We start from the raw sequence: 13,853 nt of genomic DNA on the forward strand, positions 1-13,853 counted from the left end.
GGACAGCAGACCGTCTCACTCCCAGCGACGATTTCGCGACGAGGTGATGTCGACGCCACGACTGTAGTAACAGACTGGCGAGCCGGCGGGCCGGTCGAACCCGTTGGCCGCGAACAGCGTGTTCGTCTCGATGGAGACCGTCGCCGGCCGCAGCGTCCACGGCTCGTGGTCGATGTCGGCGTAGCGAAGGGTGCCGTCTCGAGCCGTCGTGTAGTATCGGTAGTGTTCGGTGAGAAACGCCGCCAGCGAGCCGGGTTCGGGGACGAACGAGTCACCGACCGGCTCGTAGGTGCCCGCGAACGTCGCCGGCGAAGCGCCCGGATGGCGTCGCTCGCTCGTAAACGCGATGCCACGGTCGGTCCCCGCCAACTCGATGTCAGCGTAGTAGTAGGGCAGCCGGTGAAAGAGACGGGCGGCGACGACGCCGAGAGCACCCTCCGCGTCGAGACTGAAGAAGTAGACGCCGGGCTCGCCGTCCCGGCTGACGTAGGTCCGGAGATTGAGTTCGGGAAGAGCGACGCCCGCCGCTGCGGGAAGCCCGCGCGGGCGAACGTCGACGTTCAGATACGGCACGACCGACAGCCACGCCCGGCCGTCGTAGGTTTCGACATCGAGGCCATCCGGAAGCTGAGCCGCGACGATGTCGGGATCGACCGGCCAGTTAGCAAAGAGCAGGTGTCGCCAGCCCATCGCGATCGGGAGACTCATACTGAAATTCGGTGGCACTGGGATGAAAAGCTGTAGCCAAACGTCGTCAAACGACTGTCCCCGCGTGGACGATCGGACGCTGTCGGCCGTCGATCGCTCGACCGTCTTAGGTTGTGTCAGTGGCGTCCGCTGAATCGGTCTCGTCGGCCGTCCTGATCCGACTCCAGCCGCCAGCACCGAGCAACACGACGACGAGGATGTATCCATAGAGGAGGAGATGCACTGGACTCTCCGGCGACATACTGAGACTGATAAGCGCCATTCCGACCGCGTACGCCACGAGACCACCGATAGCAAGGTTCGACGGTCGAATGCCACTGAGCGCCGTCGCTGCGATTCCGACAGCCCCCGCCAGAACCGTCAGCAGGACGAGCACGAGTGATTCGGTCTGTGCGGCCTCCGGAAGTACCGTCCACCACTGCCAGAACAGCTCGTCAGGTGGCCAGAGAACGAAGCCGGCAGCGAACACCACGATCGCACCGATACCGATTTCGCGCAGCCGACTACTCATACCGCCAATAATTCGCCGATGGCACAAAAGCGTCGGGACCCGTCCGGTACCCGTTACACATACTCGGGCACCCAGCCTCCGTCGACCTCGCTGTTCTCTACCCACCTTTTTACTTCGTCGGGGGCTCTCGCTGTGCTCGAGCCCCGCTTCTCACAAAAATCCGGCCCAAAAACGTCCCGCGACACACAGCGCCGCGGTCCGATCGCTTACACAGTCTCAGGCAACCAGCCGCCGTCGACCTCGATATTTTCCCCGCTGACGTACGCACTGTCCGGATCGAGGAAGAAATACAACGGCGCGATCAGATCCTCGAAGCTTGCGGGCCGATCGCGTGGCAACTCGTCAGGGAACTCGTCGGAGTTCTCAACGACGTACGGCGAGATGGCGTTGACCGTGATCCCGTCGTCCTGGGTGTCCGCCGCGAGCATACGCGTAAACATCAACACGCCCTTCTTCGCGACAAAGTAGGGGAAGTTCTTCGGGCTGACAAGTCCCTGCTCGCTCGAGGCGTAGCCGATGTTTACGATTCGGCCAGCCCCGGCCTCGCGCATCCCGGGTAGCGCCCGCTTCGAGCAGAGATAGGTACCAGTGAGGTTCGTCTCGAGGACGCGGGTCCACTCCTCGAACGCGAGGTCGTCCCAGCGGGCAGGTGCGAAGTCGCCGACGTTGTTGACCAACACGTCGACGTCGCCGAGGTCGGCCTCGATAGCTGCGAAGAGGCCGTCGACGCTGTCGGGATCGGTAACATCGGCTTGGACCGTCATCGCCGCTGATGCGCCACGCTCGCGGGCCTGATCGGCCACCTCGCGGGCCGCATCGGCGCTGGTGTGGTAGTGGACCGCCGTCGCCGCGCCGCAGTCGGCCGTCGCCAACAGCAGTTCGCGACCGACGCCCCGTCCACTACCCGTCACGAGTACCGTTTTCCCGTCGAGATCGGGTCCGTCCATGCGTCGATACTCGGCGACAGCGCTGAAAACGATGACGGCGTGGGAGTGCCGGCTGTCCGGGGTTCCGTCGACAATGATCCCGTCGCCATCCTGCCGCGGCTTTACGATGCTGTGGATCGATTCACTACCCATGTTAGACACGGTGTTACTCGCGGTCGGTCCCGGCGACGAAGACCGCAGCGAGCGACTGGCCGAGGCAGTCCTCGCGGTCGCACAGCCCGCCGACGCCACCGTCGTCCTCGTCCACGTCTTTACGAGCACCGAGTACGACGAGGTCCTCGAGCGCCTCGAGTTCGACCGCACCCTCGAGGAGATCGATCCCGACGTGGTCGCAACACGCCACTCGACGATTCGCGAGTTACAAACCATCTTCGACGAGCACGACATCGACTACGAGATCCGTGGCGTTGTCGGGGATCACGGCCAGTCGATCGTCGACCTCGCAGCGAGTACCGATGCCGACCGCGTCGTCGTCGGCGGGCGGCGGCGATCGCCGACCGGGAAAGCCGTCTTCGGCTCGACGGCACAGGAAGTGCTCCTGTCGGCACCGTGTCCCGTCACCTTCGTCCGCAGTGATGACTCGACTCCTGGCCGCTAGCTATCAAACCAGTGTCAGGATGGCGACGGCACAGGCCCAGCACTGGCACCAGTAAAACGGTTGCGGTCAGTGCTAGACCCCTCCACCGACGAGAATACTTATGCAGGTGGCCCAACCACTGTGGGGACATGGCAATCGATACGGTACTCCTTGCAGTCGGACCGATGGACACAGTACGCGCGCCGGAACTCGCCGAGACCGTGCTCGAGATCGCCGAGCCACTCGACGCGAAAGTCGTGATCGGACACGCGTTCACTGAAGACGAGTACGAGGACATCCACGAGGATATCGGCTTCGATGCCCGCGCCGACGATGTCGATCCCGACGAGGTCGCCGCCGAGCGCGCGCCGGTGCCGGAACTCGCCGAACGGTTCGAGGAGGCAGGTGTCGAGTACGAGATCAAAGGTGCACTCGGCGAAGTCAGTACCAAAGTCGTCGACATGGCAGTCGATGTCGACGCCGATCGGATGGTCGTCGGCGGCCGCCGCCGCTCCCCAGCCGAAAAGGCCGTTCTCGGCTCCGTCTCGCAAGAGATCATCCTCTCGGCTCCCTGTCCGGTCACCTACTTCCGCGACCTCGACGTCATGGAGTAACGCGACGGACCTGACGCTGTCGGACGGATCGATCCCGCTTTTCGCCCTCTCTTTGTAGTCCACCAGACGCCGGTCCCGGCTCCGTTCGACGACGATGTCGGCTGGCAGTGCGCACTGATGATCGACTTCGGCTCATACGGCCTGCTGTCACGATTTCCCGGTGGGACCGCAGGGCGGTCGCAGCCGGCCGGCACTGACTGACGGGCGTCCGTATCAGTGGTCGCTCCCTGCCTGTCGTTTCCACTCCCGTTCCTGTCTCCGCTCGCGGACGTGGCGCTTCCCGTCGGCCAGTTCCCGTCGGACCCGCTGCTCGAGTGCTCGCGTTTCGGCCAGCAGGCTCTCCTGGAAGTGCTCGAGGATGTCGTAGGACCAGCGGTCCTCGTCGACGACGCCGTGGGGAAGGAGGTCATCCCGAATCGCGTCGGCAAGGTCGTCGTGGCCGGCCGCTCTGAGCTGTGCTTCAGCCCGACAGAGGTGATCCATCCCGTGGCCCGTCGCGTGGTGGAACTCGAGCAGACAGCCCTGGGCGCGCTGAGCCCACTCGAGGCCCAGTTCGACCTCGTGGAGGGCCTCGAGTTCCGTCTCGGACAGCGCCGTCGCCGGCTCTGACTCGGCGTCCGTATCAGCGCGTGAGTCATCGGTGGCCATACAATACGTATGCTACGTAGTGACATACATATGTCGCCGGCCACCCGAGACGACGGGAGGCTACCTTGTCTGCCTCGAACGTATCGAAATCGATACTCGTCGTCGAGTACAATCTGGGTAGTTAAGTACGGTCGCGGTCGTCTCTAGAGTAGCATGGTCTACTATGCGGGCGTCGATCTCGGCGCGACCAACGTCCGGGCTGTCGTCGCCGAGGCGGACGGGACGAGGATCGGTGTGAGCCGCCGATCGACGCCGCGTGGGCCGACGGGTATCGACGTGACGGAAGGAGTCTTGCGAACGCTTCGCAATGCCTGTGACGAGGCCGGGGTCGATCCCAAACGAATCACTGCCGCTGGGATCGGCTCGATCGGACCGTTCGACCTCGCTGAAGGGGCGGTGATCGATCCCGCGAACCTGCCCGACTCGATCGACCGCATCCCGCTGACCGGCCCGATCTCGAAGCTGATCGACAGCGACGACGTCTACCTCCACAACGATACGACCGCAGGCGTCATCGGCGAGCGATTTCACGCCGCCAGCAACCCCGACGACATGGTCTACATCACCATCTCCTCGGGGATCGGTGCCGGCGTCTGCTCCGACGGCCGCATCGTCAGTGGCTGGGACGGCAACGCCGGCGAGGTCGGCCACTACGTCGTCGACCCCCATGGCCGGCTGACCTGTGGCTGCGGCCACGACGGCCACTGGGAGGCCTACTGTTCGGGCAACGCCATTCCCGATTTCGCCCGACTGCTTGCTGACGACGACCCGACGATTGCGACCGACCTCCCGCTCGAGGGACCGGAGTTCACGGCGAAGGATGTCTTCGATCTCGCCGGCGAGGACGAACTGGCTGACTACGTCATCGACCAACTCGCCCACTGGAACGCGATCGGCGTTACGAACGTGATCCACGCATTCGCGCCGATCGTCGTCTCCTTCGGCGGCGCAGTCGCATTGCACAACGAGGAACTGGTCGTCGATCCCATCCGCGAGCGCGTCTCGGAGATGGTGATGACGAACGTGCCGGAGATTCACGTCACCGAACTGGGCGACGACGTCGTCGTCGAAGGAGCACTCGCCAGCGCGCTGACCGAGGGAACCGGGGATCGGCGTCGGCTCCGCGGCTGACTCGTTCGCACGGCTCGGTCGCGGTGTCCGTCGCCGAGTCCACCGCCTTCTATGTAGCTGTGTCCGCTGTTCTAACTATGAAGCGGAGAGCGTTCCTCACGAAAGGCGGTGTCGCTGGGCTCGGTCTGTCCCTGCCGTCTGCGGCCGTGACATCCCGATCGACTGCCGCGAGATCCCAGCAACAGGAACCATACGAGCCGCTTGGACAGACCGCTCTCACCGGCGCTGCCGAAGCCGTCGTCGGCGACAACGAGCTCGTGTACGTCGCCGCAACCACCGGATTCGAAATCGTCGATGTGAGCGATCCCGCCGAGCCGACGGTCCTCACCGAGGAGCGCGACATCGAGATCGACGACGCGCCGCTGACGCAGATCCTCGATCTGACCGTCGACGGCGACCGGCTGATCGTCGCCGGCCCGGCCGAAACCGCCGGCGCAAGCGACCTGTTTCTTGGCTTTCGGCGGTACGACGTGAGCGATCCTGCCGAGCCTGCCCCGACCGGTGCCTTCGAAACAGGATTCCACATTCACAACTGCTTTCTTGAGGGTGACCGGCTGTTCGTCGTCGAGAACATGCGCAATGAAAACCGACTCGTGATCTTCGACGTCGGCGGCGACGAGATCACACGGCTTGGAGACTGGTCGCTGCTGGACCACGAGCCTGGCTGGCGCGATATCCACTGGCTCGGGCGCTATCTCCACGACGTCTACGTCCAAGATGAGACGGCCTACCTCCCCTGCTGGAACGCCGGAACCTACCTCCTCGACGTCAGCGAGTCGGCCGATCCCTCGGTTATCTCCCACGTCGCGGACACGACACTCGAGGCCCAACGCGAGCTCGATGGCTTTCGAGATGGCGTCTACGGGTTGCCTGGGAACGATCACTACGCGGCGGTCGACGACGACGGCGACCTGATGGCGGTCGGCCGGGAGGCGTGGGCGACTGGCGGGGCCGAACCCGACCATCCAGGCGGGATTGACCTCTACGACGTAAGCGATCCGACCGAGCCAGTCCACCGGGGATCGATCGACGCCCCGCGGACGGCCGACGAATCCTATCGCGGCGGGACCTGGACGACCTCGCACAACTTCGAGCTACGCGGCGGCCGACTCTACTCGGCATGGTACCGCGCCGGTGTCCAAATCCACGACGTGTCCGATCCCACTGCCCCCGAGCGGCTCGCCTGGTGGCGCAACCCGGCCGAAACGGGGTTCTGGACCGCACAGGTCGTCGAACCGGGCGAGACGTTCATCGCCTCGAGCACGGCGGCGATTCCGAACACGTCGCTCGAGGGTGCACTCTACACCTTCCCGGCCGAGGCCGGGACGCAGGCCGATCCGCCGTCACTGCAACCACCCGCCGAGTGGCTTGGGGACAACGACGCGAACGAAACGAGCGGAAACGAATCTGACGATGACACTGATTCGAGCCCGGGTTTCACCGGCGTCGCCGGGGTCGTCGGTGGCAGCGTTGCACTCGAGTGGCTGCGCCGACGCCACGGAAACGTTCAGGATTAATTCGCGTGATTTCGGCCGCGTGACCGAACTTATTCCCCGTTCGAGCACTTAGGCTGAGCCATGAGTGACTCCGAGACCGAGCCGTCGCTGCGAGAGCGTGTCGAAAAGTGGCTGACACGCGAGATGCCGATCATTCAGATGCACGGCGGGACCAGCGCGGTGCGTGCAGCCGATCCGGAGACCGGCGAGGTCATCATCGAACTCGGTGGCGGCTGCAAGGGCTGTTCGGTCAGCAACGTGACGACGGGCAACATCGAGGCCGAACTGCTCACCTGGCCCGAGATCGACGAGGTGACGGTTCGCGTCCCCGACGCCCGCGACAGCCTCGGTGGCCCCGACCAGCCCGAGTCGATCATGGGGATCGACAGAACCGAAGGCGGCCGCGGCGACTGGGGGTCATCGAACCCAGGAAAGGACCATCTCTAAGCGCGCACTTTTCGATGCCGGTGATCGTTGACCGGTGATCTCGAGCGGGTGGCGGCCCCTCGAAGAGGACGAGTTATCCCCGGTGACGAGGCCTGATACGGACTACTGGAAGTCATTTCCGGCGTACCCGCGATCCGTCCTGCGGATACGCCGGTAAATCGTTACAGCAGACCGGATGACACCCGTGATGTGCCTGCTGTCACTGCGTCCTGGGATCGGGGCTGCGCCGGAAACAACTGTCAGTAGCCCGTACAAGCGACAATCGAGAGTGCCAGCCGTATACGGCTGGATTCGTGGCGGTACGTGGGCTGCGCGCGAGCGAGTTTTGTCATAGATAGAGGCAAATATCACCTAGCTGAGCGCGGGCCTCAGCGACGATAAGTTATAGAAATCCCATGCGACGTGATAATGAACCCATGCGTATTCTATCTTGCGCGATCTCCACAAGGCTATTAAACCAGGATCGGATGAGACGTCGCTATCGATGCAACCGACACGCGACTGCGATAGCAGAGTGATCGAACAATGATGGGGCTCGAATCGATGGGCGCGACTGGACAGGCCATCACAGGCGTCGGTGCTGTCCTCGTCGAAGCAATGGTGCTGTACGTCGTGTATGGTGCGCTCACGACGGCGCTGAGTGAGCCGCTCAAAAGCGCTCTCGGGGGGAACTAATCATGGCAATGGAACTGTTCGGGATCGCAGCAGGGCAACTCGGCCTGTTCGTCACTTTCGGGCTGCTCATCGGAACCCTGTTCGGGTTCTTCGGGATGGGCGGGTCGTTCCTAGTCACGCCCGCACTGCTTGTGATGGGGTACGATTCGACGACTGCGGTCGGGAGCGGCCTCGCGTTCGTCTTCGGGACCTCGGTGATCGCGGCGCTTCGCCACCGCGACCACGGACAGGTCGACTACAAGCTCGGCCTGATGTTCATCGTGGGGATGACCGCCGGCATCGAAGTCGGAAAGGGGGTCGTCTACTACCTGAAAGCACTCGGCTTCGCTGACCTCGTGGTGAGTATTTCGTATATCGGCTTGCTGGCGATCGTCGGGCTGCTCATGTTGCGAGACGCCCGCACGGAGAGCTCGGACGACGACGACGAGGAGTCCGCCCTCGCCGAGAAATTCCAGTCGATCGAGATTCCGCCGATGATCTCGATCAAAGGCGGAACCAAAGTGTCGCTGTGGGTGACGCTCGCGATGGCGTTTGCCATCGGCATCCTCTCGGGCTTCCTCGGCGTCGGCGGCGGCTTCCTGCTGATGCCCGCGATGATGTACGGACTGGGCGTTCCCGCTGCGGTCGCAGTCGGGACCGACGTGTTCCAGATCACGGCCTCCGGTGCGTTCGGCGCGTTCACCTACGCCCAGTCCGGTGCGCTTGACCTGACGATCGTCCTGCCCCTGCTTGCGGGGAGTGCGATGGGCGCTCGCATCGGTGCTGGCGCAACGGCGCTCGTTGACGAAGACGACATCACCGAGTACTTCGCCGCGATGTTGCTCGCGGGATCGGCCGCGGTGGCCAGCCGGAACCTCGGAAACGCCTACGACATGGGGATTTTCAACCAGTTGAGTCAGGTGCTCATCTTCGGCTCGGCCCTGCTGGTCAGCGGCGCGGTCATCTGGGCGAGTATCCAGAGTATCCGCGAAGACGAACCTGCCGAATCGGTCCACGCTGCAGACTGAGACGGGCTGCTGTCAGTGGGTTCCGGTGTCCCGGAAACTCGTGACGCAATCCGTCCGAGCGCGGGAGCAGGCTATGTCCCTCGTTGACAGGCGGTGAGCGTTGGGAAGTCCTATATCCTTTTATGCGCCCGTTACGGACTCGTACACCATGATGAGTAACCGTCCGCAGGTAGGAGGTGACGACGATGGGTAACGTACCCGCGTCCGGCGACGAGGACGACCCCGACGCCGAGACCGACGGTGGCGTCCGCGCCTATACCGTCCGGCTCGAGCTCGTCGACGAACCCGGCGAGTTACTGAGCGCGCTCGCCCCAATCGCCGACAACGGCGGCAATCTGCTGAGTATCCACCACGAACGCGGCAACATCACGCCTCGCGGCCACATCCCCGTCGAGGTCGACATGGAGTGTCCCCCCGACCGGTTCGACGGCATCGTCGAGGCGCTTCGTGATGCCGGTATCAACGTCATTCAGGCCGGCGAAGAACACTACGGCGAGGAAATCAGTGTCGTGCTCATCGGCCACTTAGTCGAGACCGACCTCTCGAATACGCTCTCGCGAATCGAAGACGAGGCCGATGCCATCGTGCAAGATCTCTCGCTGACATCGCCCGAGGGAACCGACGGCGTCGCGAGCGCCCGCGCGCGACTCGCGATCAATTCCGGGCGCTCCACGGAGGCACTGGAGACCATCCGCGCGATCGGGACGGACAAAGAGCTGACTGTCGTCGAACCACTGCTCGCAGGTGATGCTGCATGAAACTCGCCATTCTCGGTGCCGGTGACGTCGGCCGCTCGGTCGCCGATCTCGCCGGCGAATACGGCCACGATGTCGTCGCGCTCGCCGACTCGAGTCACGCCGCGGTCGATCCGGACGGGATCGCCGTCGAATCTGCACTCGAGCGCAAGGTCGGCGGCGAAGCCGTCGGCACTGCCGATCCCGAGGACGTCTTCGACACTGACTACGACGTGCTGGTCGAGGCGACCCCGACGACGCTCGGCGACGCCGAACCCGGCTTCTCCCACGTCCAGCGTGCACTCGAGGCCGACCGCCACGCCGTGCTCGCGAACAAGGGGCCGGTCGCCGAACGCTACGAGGAACTGCGCGCGCTCGAGGCCGAGAGCGCAGGGTCGATTCGGTTCGAGGCGACCGTCGGCGGTGCGATTCCGATCCTCTCGACGATCGAAGACAGTACGCCGGAAGCCGTCACCGCGGTTCGAGGCGTCTTGAACGGGACCGCGAACTTCATCCTCACGCGGATGGCCGCCGAGGGGCTCGACTACGAGCACGTCCTCGCCGAAGCTCAGGATCTCGGCGTCGCCGAGGCCGACCCCACCTTCGACGTCGACGGCACCGACGCCGCCCTGAAGTTCGTCATCCTCGCGAACGTGCTCTCCGACGGCGGCTTTTCGCTCGAGGATGCGACGGTCGAGGGCATTCAGAACATTCCGGGCAGCGCACTCGATCTCGCCGCCGAGGACGGCCGCACGATCCGGCTCATCGGCGAGGCGACCCGCGACGGCGTCCGCGTCGGCCCGCGGCTCGTCCCCGAAAACGGTGCGCTCGCAGTGACGGGAACGCGAAACATCGTCCAGATCGAGACGCGACACGCCGGCTCGCTCCACACGAGCGGTCGCGGGGCTGGCGGCCCGGAGACGGCGACGGCGGTGCTCTCCGACGTCGGTCGACTCCCACCGCTGTAACGCGGTCACGACGTACCCTTTCTGCTGGTGGCTCCCTCGCTTCACTACCAGTTGTTACCAGTCGGATGAGACGCGTTGTGCCGATCGCACGACAGCCCTGTATCGGTGTGGCACGCGTTTCATACGGACGCCTGTCAGTCAGTGCCGGCGCACCCGCGACCCGTCATGCGGGTGTGCCGGGACAGCGGGACAGCAGACCGTCTCAGTCGGGACGATAGCGACACCCTGTCGTCGACGATCGAACGTTCAGTGGCGTGTGAATGCTAGCCAAACCGCAAGACGGCGGCGGGATCGGCTGAATACGCTTTCGAAATGGTTTTAACCGCAACGGGCGAAAGAGACCGATATAAGCGCCTCTGCGCGTGAGCTACAACAATGAGCGAACAACACCAGAATCTGGCTATCATCGGCCACGTTGACCACGGGAAGAGTACGCTCGTGGGACGACTCCTCTACGAGACGGGGAGCGTACCAGAGCACGTCATCGAACAGCACCGCGAAGAAGCAGAAGAGAAGGGCAAAGGTGGCTTCGAGTTCGCCTACGTCATGGACAACCTCGCTGAGGAGCGAGAGCGTGGTGTCACCATCGACATCGCACACCAGGAGTTCTCGACGGACGCCTACGACTTCACCATCGTCGACTGTCCCGGCCACCGTGACTTCGTGAAGAACATGATCACGGGCGCATCCCAGGCGGACAACGCCGTCCTCGTCGTCGCCGCTGACGACGGTGTCGCGCCCCAGACCCAGGAGCACGTCTTCCTGGCTCGTACCCTCGGTATCGACGAACTCATCATCGGCATCAACAAGATGGACGTCGTCGACTACAAAGAGTCGACCTACGACGATGTCGTCGACGAAGTCAACCAGCTGCTCAAGCAGGTCCAGTTCAACACCGAGGACGCCTCGTTCATCCCGATCTCGGCGTTCGAGGGCGACAACATCGCCGAGGAGTCCGACAACACGCCGTGGTACGACGGCGAAATCCTCCTCGAGGCACTCAACGACCTGCCAGAGCCGGAGCCACCGACAGACGCGCCGCTCCGACTCCCCATCCAGGACGTTTACACGATCTCCGGTATCGGTACCGTCCCAGTCGGACGTATCGAGACCGGTATCATGAACGTCGGCGACAACGTCTCCTTCCAGCCCTCTGACGTGGGCGGCGAAGTGAAGACGATCGAGATGCACCACGAAGAGGTGCCCAAGGCCGAACCCGGTGACAACGTTGGATTCAACGTCCGCGGCATCGGCAAGGACGACATCCGCCGTGGTGACGTCTGTGGTCCTGCAGACGAGCCGCCAAGCGTCGCCGAGACGTTCCAGGCACAGGTCGTCGTCATGCAGCACCCCTCGGTCATCACCGCCGGCTACACGCCGGTCTTCCACGCCCACACCGCACAGGTCGCGTGTACGATCGAGTCCATCGACAAGAAAATGGACCCCTCGAGCGGCGAGGTCGCCGAGGAGAACCCCGACTTCATCCAGGCGGGTGACGCTGCTGTGGTCACCATCCGACCGCAAAAGCCCCTCAGCATCGAGCCGTCCAGCGAGATCCCAGAACTCGGGAGCTTCGCCATCCGCGACATGGGTCAGACCATCGCGGCCGGCAAGGTCCTCGACGTCAACGAGAAATAAATGCAGCAGGCACGCGTTCGACTCGCGGGCACGAGTCCAGACGACCTCGATGATATCTGTGACGACGTCCGCGAGATCGCGAACAACACCGGCGTCAACCTGAGCGGACCCATCCCGCTGCCGACGAAAACGCTCGAGGTGCCGACCCGGAAATCGCCTGATGGCGAAGGCACTGCGACGTGGGAGCACTGGGAGATGCGCGTCCACAAGCGCCTGATCGATCTGGACGCCGACGAACGCGCACTCCGCCAGCTCATGCGCATTCAGGTGCCAAACGACGTCTCGATCGAGATCGTCCTCGAAGACTAAGGACCGATCGCGACTCGAGTTCGAGTGCTTTCCGTTTTTGCGGTGTCAGCTGCTTGTTGATCACCAGTTCGGCGGTCGTTCCATAGTACGTCGTATCCTGATCACATGTCCATCGGGACCGAATCAGCAGTTATAATCGAATCCCTCGACGTGGACTGGCAGAAGAAACCAATCATCGTTACTACCAACAGTCAAGTCCGTTCCGTGCGTATCGGTGACTGATGGCACATGCCGTCGAATCACCGGCCGATACCGACCTCGAGTTTACAACGAGCGAACTTACGGGTGCGCTAGGTGATTCGGTTACGGTACTGCCGCTGTTGGTTGCACTGGGAGCGACGACCAACGTCTCGCTTCCCCACGTTTTGATCGGCTTCGGTCTCTTCCAGATCGTCTGGGGAGTCTACTACGGCCTGCCGCTTTCCGTCGAGCCGATGAAAGCACTGATCGGGCTGGCGATCGTCGGGACGCTCACTTACGCCGAACTCGCCGCCGCCGGATTACTCGCCGGCGGCGTCTTATTCACCGTGGGACAGTTCGGGCTCGTCGGTCGACTCCAACAGGTCGTCGGCGAGCCCGTCATCCGCGGCGTCCAACTCGCCGTGGCCCTGCTCTTGCTCGAGGCGGCCGTCGACCTCTCGCTTGGTAACCTGCCGGTCGCGGCGGCCGGGCTGGTCGTCATTGGCCTCCTCGCGCTCGTGGGCTACCGTGAAGCGAGCGTGCTGGTCGTCCTCGGAATCGGCGGCGTCGTCGCCGTCGCGACGGCCGGCGTTCCGACGCCGACAGTGCCGACGCTCGCCGTCTTTCCCGCCGGCCCGCCGTCGATCAGTGCGGCCGCACTCGAGGGAACCGTCGCGCAACTCGGCATGACGATCGGCAACGCCGCGATCGCGACGGCCCTGCTCTGTGGCGACCTCTACGACCGGGAGATTTCAGCGGATACGCTTTCGACGAGTATGGGCATTACCTGCCTTGCGGCGGTTCCGTTCGGCGGCGTCCCGATGTGTCACGGCAGCGGCGGACTCGCCGGCAAGTACGCCTTCGGCGCGCGAACCGGCGGCGCGAACGTCCTGTTGGGGGTCGGCTATCTCGCGCTCGCGCTCGTCGCCGCCGGGGCCGTCCTCGCCGCGTTCCCGATGGCGATTCTGGGCGTATTGCTCGTCGTCGTGGCCCTCGAGCTCGCTCGCGCGGCGTTCAAGCCTGTTTCCGACGCCCAATCGCTCGCAGTCGTTGTGGCAGTCGGCGTCGTCGGCCTGCTGGTGAACGTCGGCGTCGCGTTCGCCCTCGGAACCGCCGTGTTCTGGCTGCTCTCGCGACGGTCATAGGCGATCAAAGCCGGAGAGCTTTCAGCCTCCGGCTCCAATCGCCGCTGATGTCATCGAGCTGGGCCGAGCTGTTCGATCGCGGGGCGGAGTACGACGGCGACCTCGAGGCCGTACGAGC

General features: G+C 64.0%; 16 protein-coding genes. 12 read left to right on the plus strand and 4 right to left on the minus strand.

All coding sequences use genetic code 11. From position 1 onward, the window contains the following. Positions 1-15 precede the first annotated feature (15 nt). The 3 genes from BSG09_RS03615 to BSG09_RS03625 form a co-directional block, all read right to left on the minus strand. Positions 16-708, minus strand: a complete 693-nt coding sequence (locus tag BSG09_RS03615; RefSeq protein WP_092930264.1) for a YqjF family protein — start codon at positions 706-708, stop codon at positions 16-18. Positions 709-814: 106 nt separating this feature from the next. After that, the gene (locus tag BSG09_RS03620) at positions 815-1,219 is read right to left on the minus strand and encodes a hypothetical protein (protein WP_092930267.1); all 405 of its coding nucleotides are present in this window, start codon (positions 1,217-1,219) and stop codon (positions 815-817) included. A 206-nt stretch (positions 1,220-1,425) separates the two neighbouring features. Further along, positions 1,426-2,166 (minus strand): SDR family oxidoreductase, encoded by a 741-nt coding sequence (locus tag BSG09_RS03625; protein ID WP_092930736.1) that lies wholly within the window; start codon positions 2,164-2,166, stop codon positions 1,426-1,428. Between the two features lie 130 nt (positions 2,167-2,296). Here BSG09_RS03625 and BSG09_RS03630 point away from each other — a divergent pair, with 130 nt between their 5' ends. Then, complete coding sequence (locus BSG09_RS03630) at positions 2,297-2,764, plus strand: universal stress protein (protein WP_092930270.1); 468 nt, start codon at positions 2,297-2,299, stop codon at positions 2,762-2,764. 128 nt (positions 2,765-2,892) lie between these two features. After that, positions 2,893-3,357 carry a universal stress protein gene (locus BSG09_RS03635; RefSeq protein ID WP_092930273.1) on the plus strand — a complete coding sequence of 155 codons (465 nt, stop codon included), beginning with the start codon at positions 2,893-2,895 and terminating at the stop codon, positions 3,355-3,357. Positions 3,358-3,570: 213 nt separating this feature from the next. On the opposite strand, the gene BSG09_RS03640 is transcribed toward BSG09_RS03635, so the two are convergent. After that, a complete protein-coding gene (locus BSG09_RS03640) occupies positions 3,571-4,005 on the minus strand; it encodes a hypothetical protein (protein ID WP_092930276.1) in 435 nt (144 codons plus the stop codon). 153 nt (positions 4,006-4,158) lie between these two features. Here BSG09_RS03640 and BSG09_RS03645 point away from each other — a divergent pair, with 153 nt between their 5' ends. From BSG09_RS03645 to BSG09_RS03685, 10 genes are all read left to right on the plus strand, one after another. Beyond that, positions 4,159-5,136 (plus strand): ROK family protein, encoded by a 978-nt coding sequence (locus BSG09_RS03645; RefSeq protein WP_092930279.1) that lies wholly within the window; start codon positions 4,159-4,161, stop codon positions 5,134-5,136. 77 nt (positions 5,137-5,213) lie between these two features. Then, entirely contained in the window at positions 5,214-6,653 is a 1,440-nt protein-coding gene (locus tag BSG09_RS03650; RefSeq protein ID WP_092930282.1) for an LVIVD repeat-containing protein, read from the plus strand. Positions 6,654-6,713: 60 nt separating this feature from the next. Beyond that, the gene (locus tag BSG09_RS03655) at positions 6,714-7,079 is read left to right on the plus strand and encodes a NifU family protein (protein WP_092930285.1); all 366 of its coding nucleotides are present in this window, start codon (positions 6,714-6,716) and stop codon (positions 7,077-7,079) included. A gap of 525 nt (positions 7,080-7,604) precedes the next feature. After that, positions 7,605-7,754, plus strand: coding sequence for a DUF7512 family protein (locus BSG09_RS20635; RefSeq protein ID WP_463508175.1), 150 nt, complete (start codon positions 7,605-7,607; stop codon positions 7,752-7,754). A gap of 8 nt (positions 7,755-7,762) precedes the next feature. Beyond that, positions 7,763-8,761 (plus strand): sulfite exporter TauE/SafE family protein, encoded by a 999-nt coding sequence (locus BSG09_RS03660; RefSeq protein WP_092930288.1) that lies wholly within the window; start codon positions 7,763-7,765, stop codon positions 8,759-8,761. A gap of 185 nt (positions 8,762-8,946) precedes the next feature. Next, positions 8,947-9,519: an amino acid-binding protein gene (locus BSG09_RS03665; protein WP_092930738.1), complete on the plus strand. Its 573-nt coding sequence runs from the start codon at positions 8,947-8,949 to the stop codon at positions 9,517-9,519. Next, the gene (locus BSG09_RS03670; RefSeq protein WP_092930291.1) at positions 9,516-10,463 is read left to right on the plus strand and encodes a homoserine dehydrogenase; all 948 of its coding nucleotides are present in this window, start codon (positions 9,516-9,518) and stop codon (positions 10,461-10,463) included. Before BSG09_RS03665 ends, BSG09_RS03670 begins: the two co-directional genes overlap by 4 nt. A 375-nt stretch (positions 10,464-10,838) precedes the next feature. After that, a complete protein-coding gene (gene tuf / locus BSG09_RS03675; RefSeq protein WP_092930295.1) occupies positions 10,839-12,101 on the plus strand; it encodes a translation elongation factor EF-1 subunit alpha in 1,263 nt (420 codons plus the stop codon). Beyond that, on the plus strand, positions 12,102-12,410 hold the full coding sequence (gene rpsJ / locus BSG09_RS03680) for a 30S ribosomal protein S10 (protein WP_004215311.1): 309 nt from the start codon (positions 12,102-12,104) through the stop codon (positions 12,408-12,410). It begins immediately after the preceding gene. A gap of 221 nt (positions 12,411-12,631) precedes the next feature. Continuing rightward, on the plus strand, positions 12,632-13,735 hold the full coding sequence (locus BSG09_RS03685) for a putative sulfate/molybdate transporter (protein ID WP_092930299.1): 1,104 nt from the start codon (positions 12,632-12,634) through the stop codon (positions 13,733-13,735). Positions 13,736-13,853: the final 118 nt, after the last annotated feature.

Source organism: Natrinema hispanicum (assembly GCF_900111485.1).
GTDB lineage: Archaea > Halobacteriota > Halobacteria > Halobacteriales > Natrialbaceae > Natrinema > Natrinema hispanicum_A.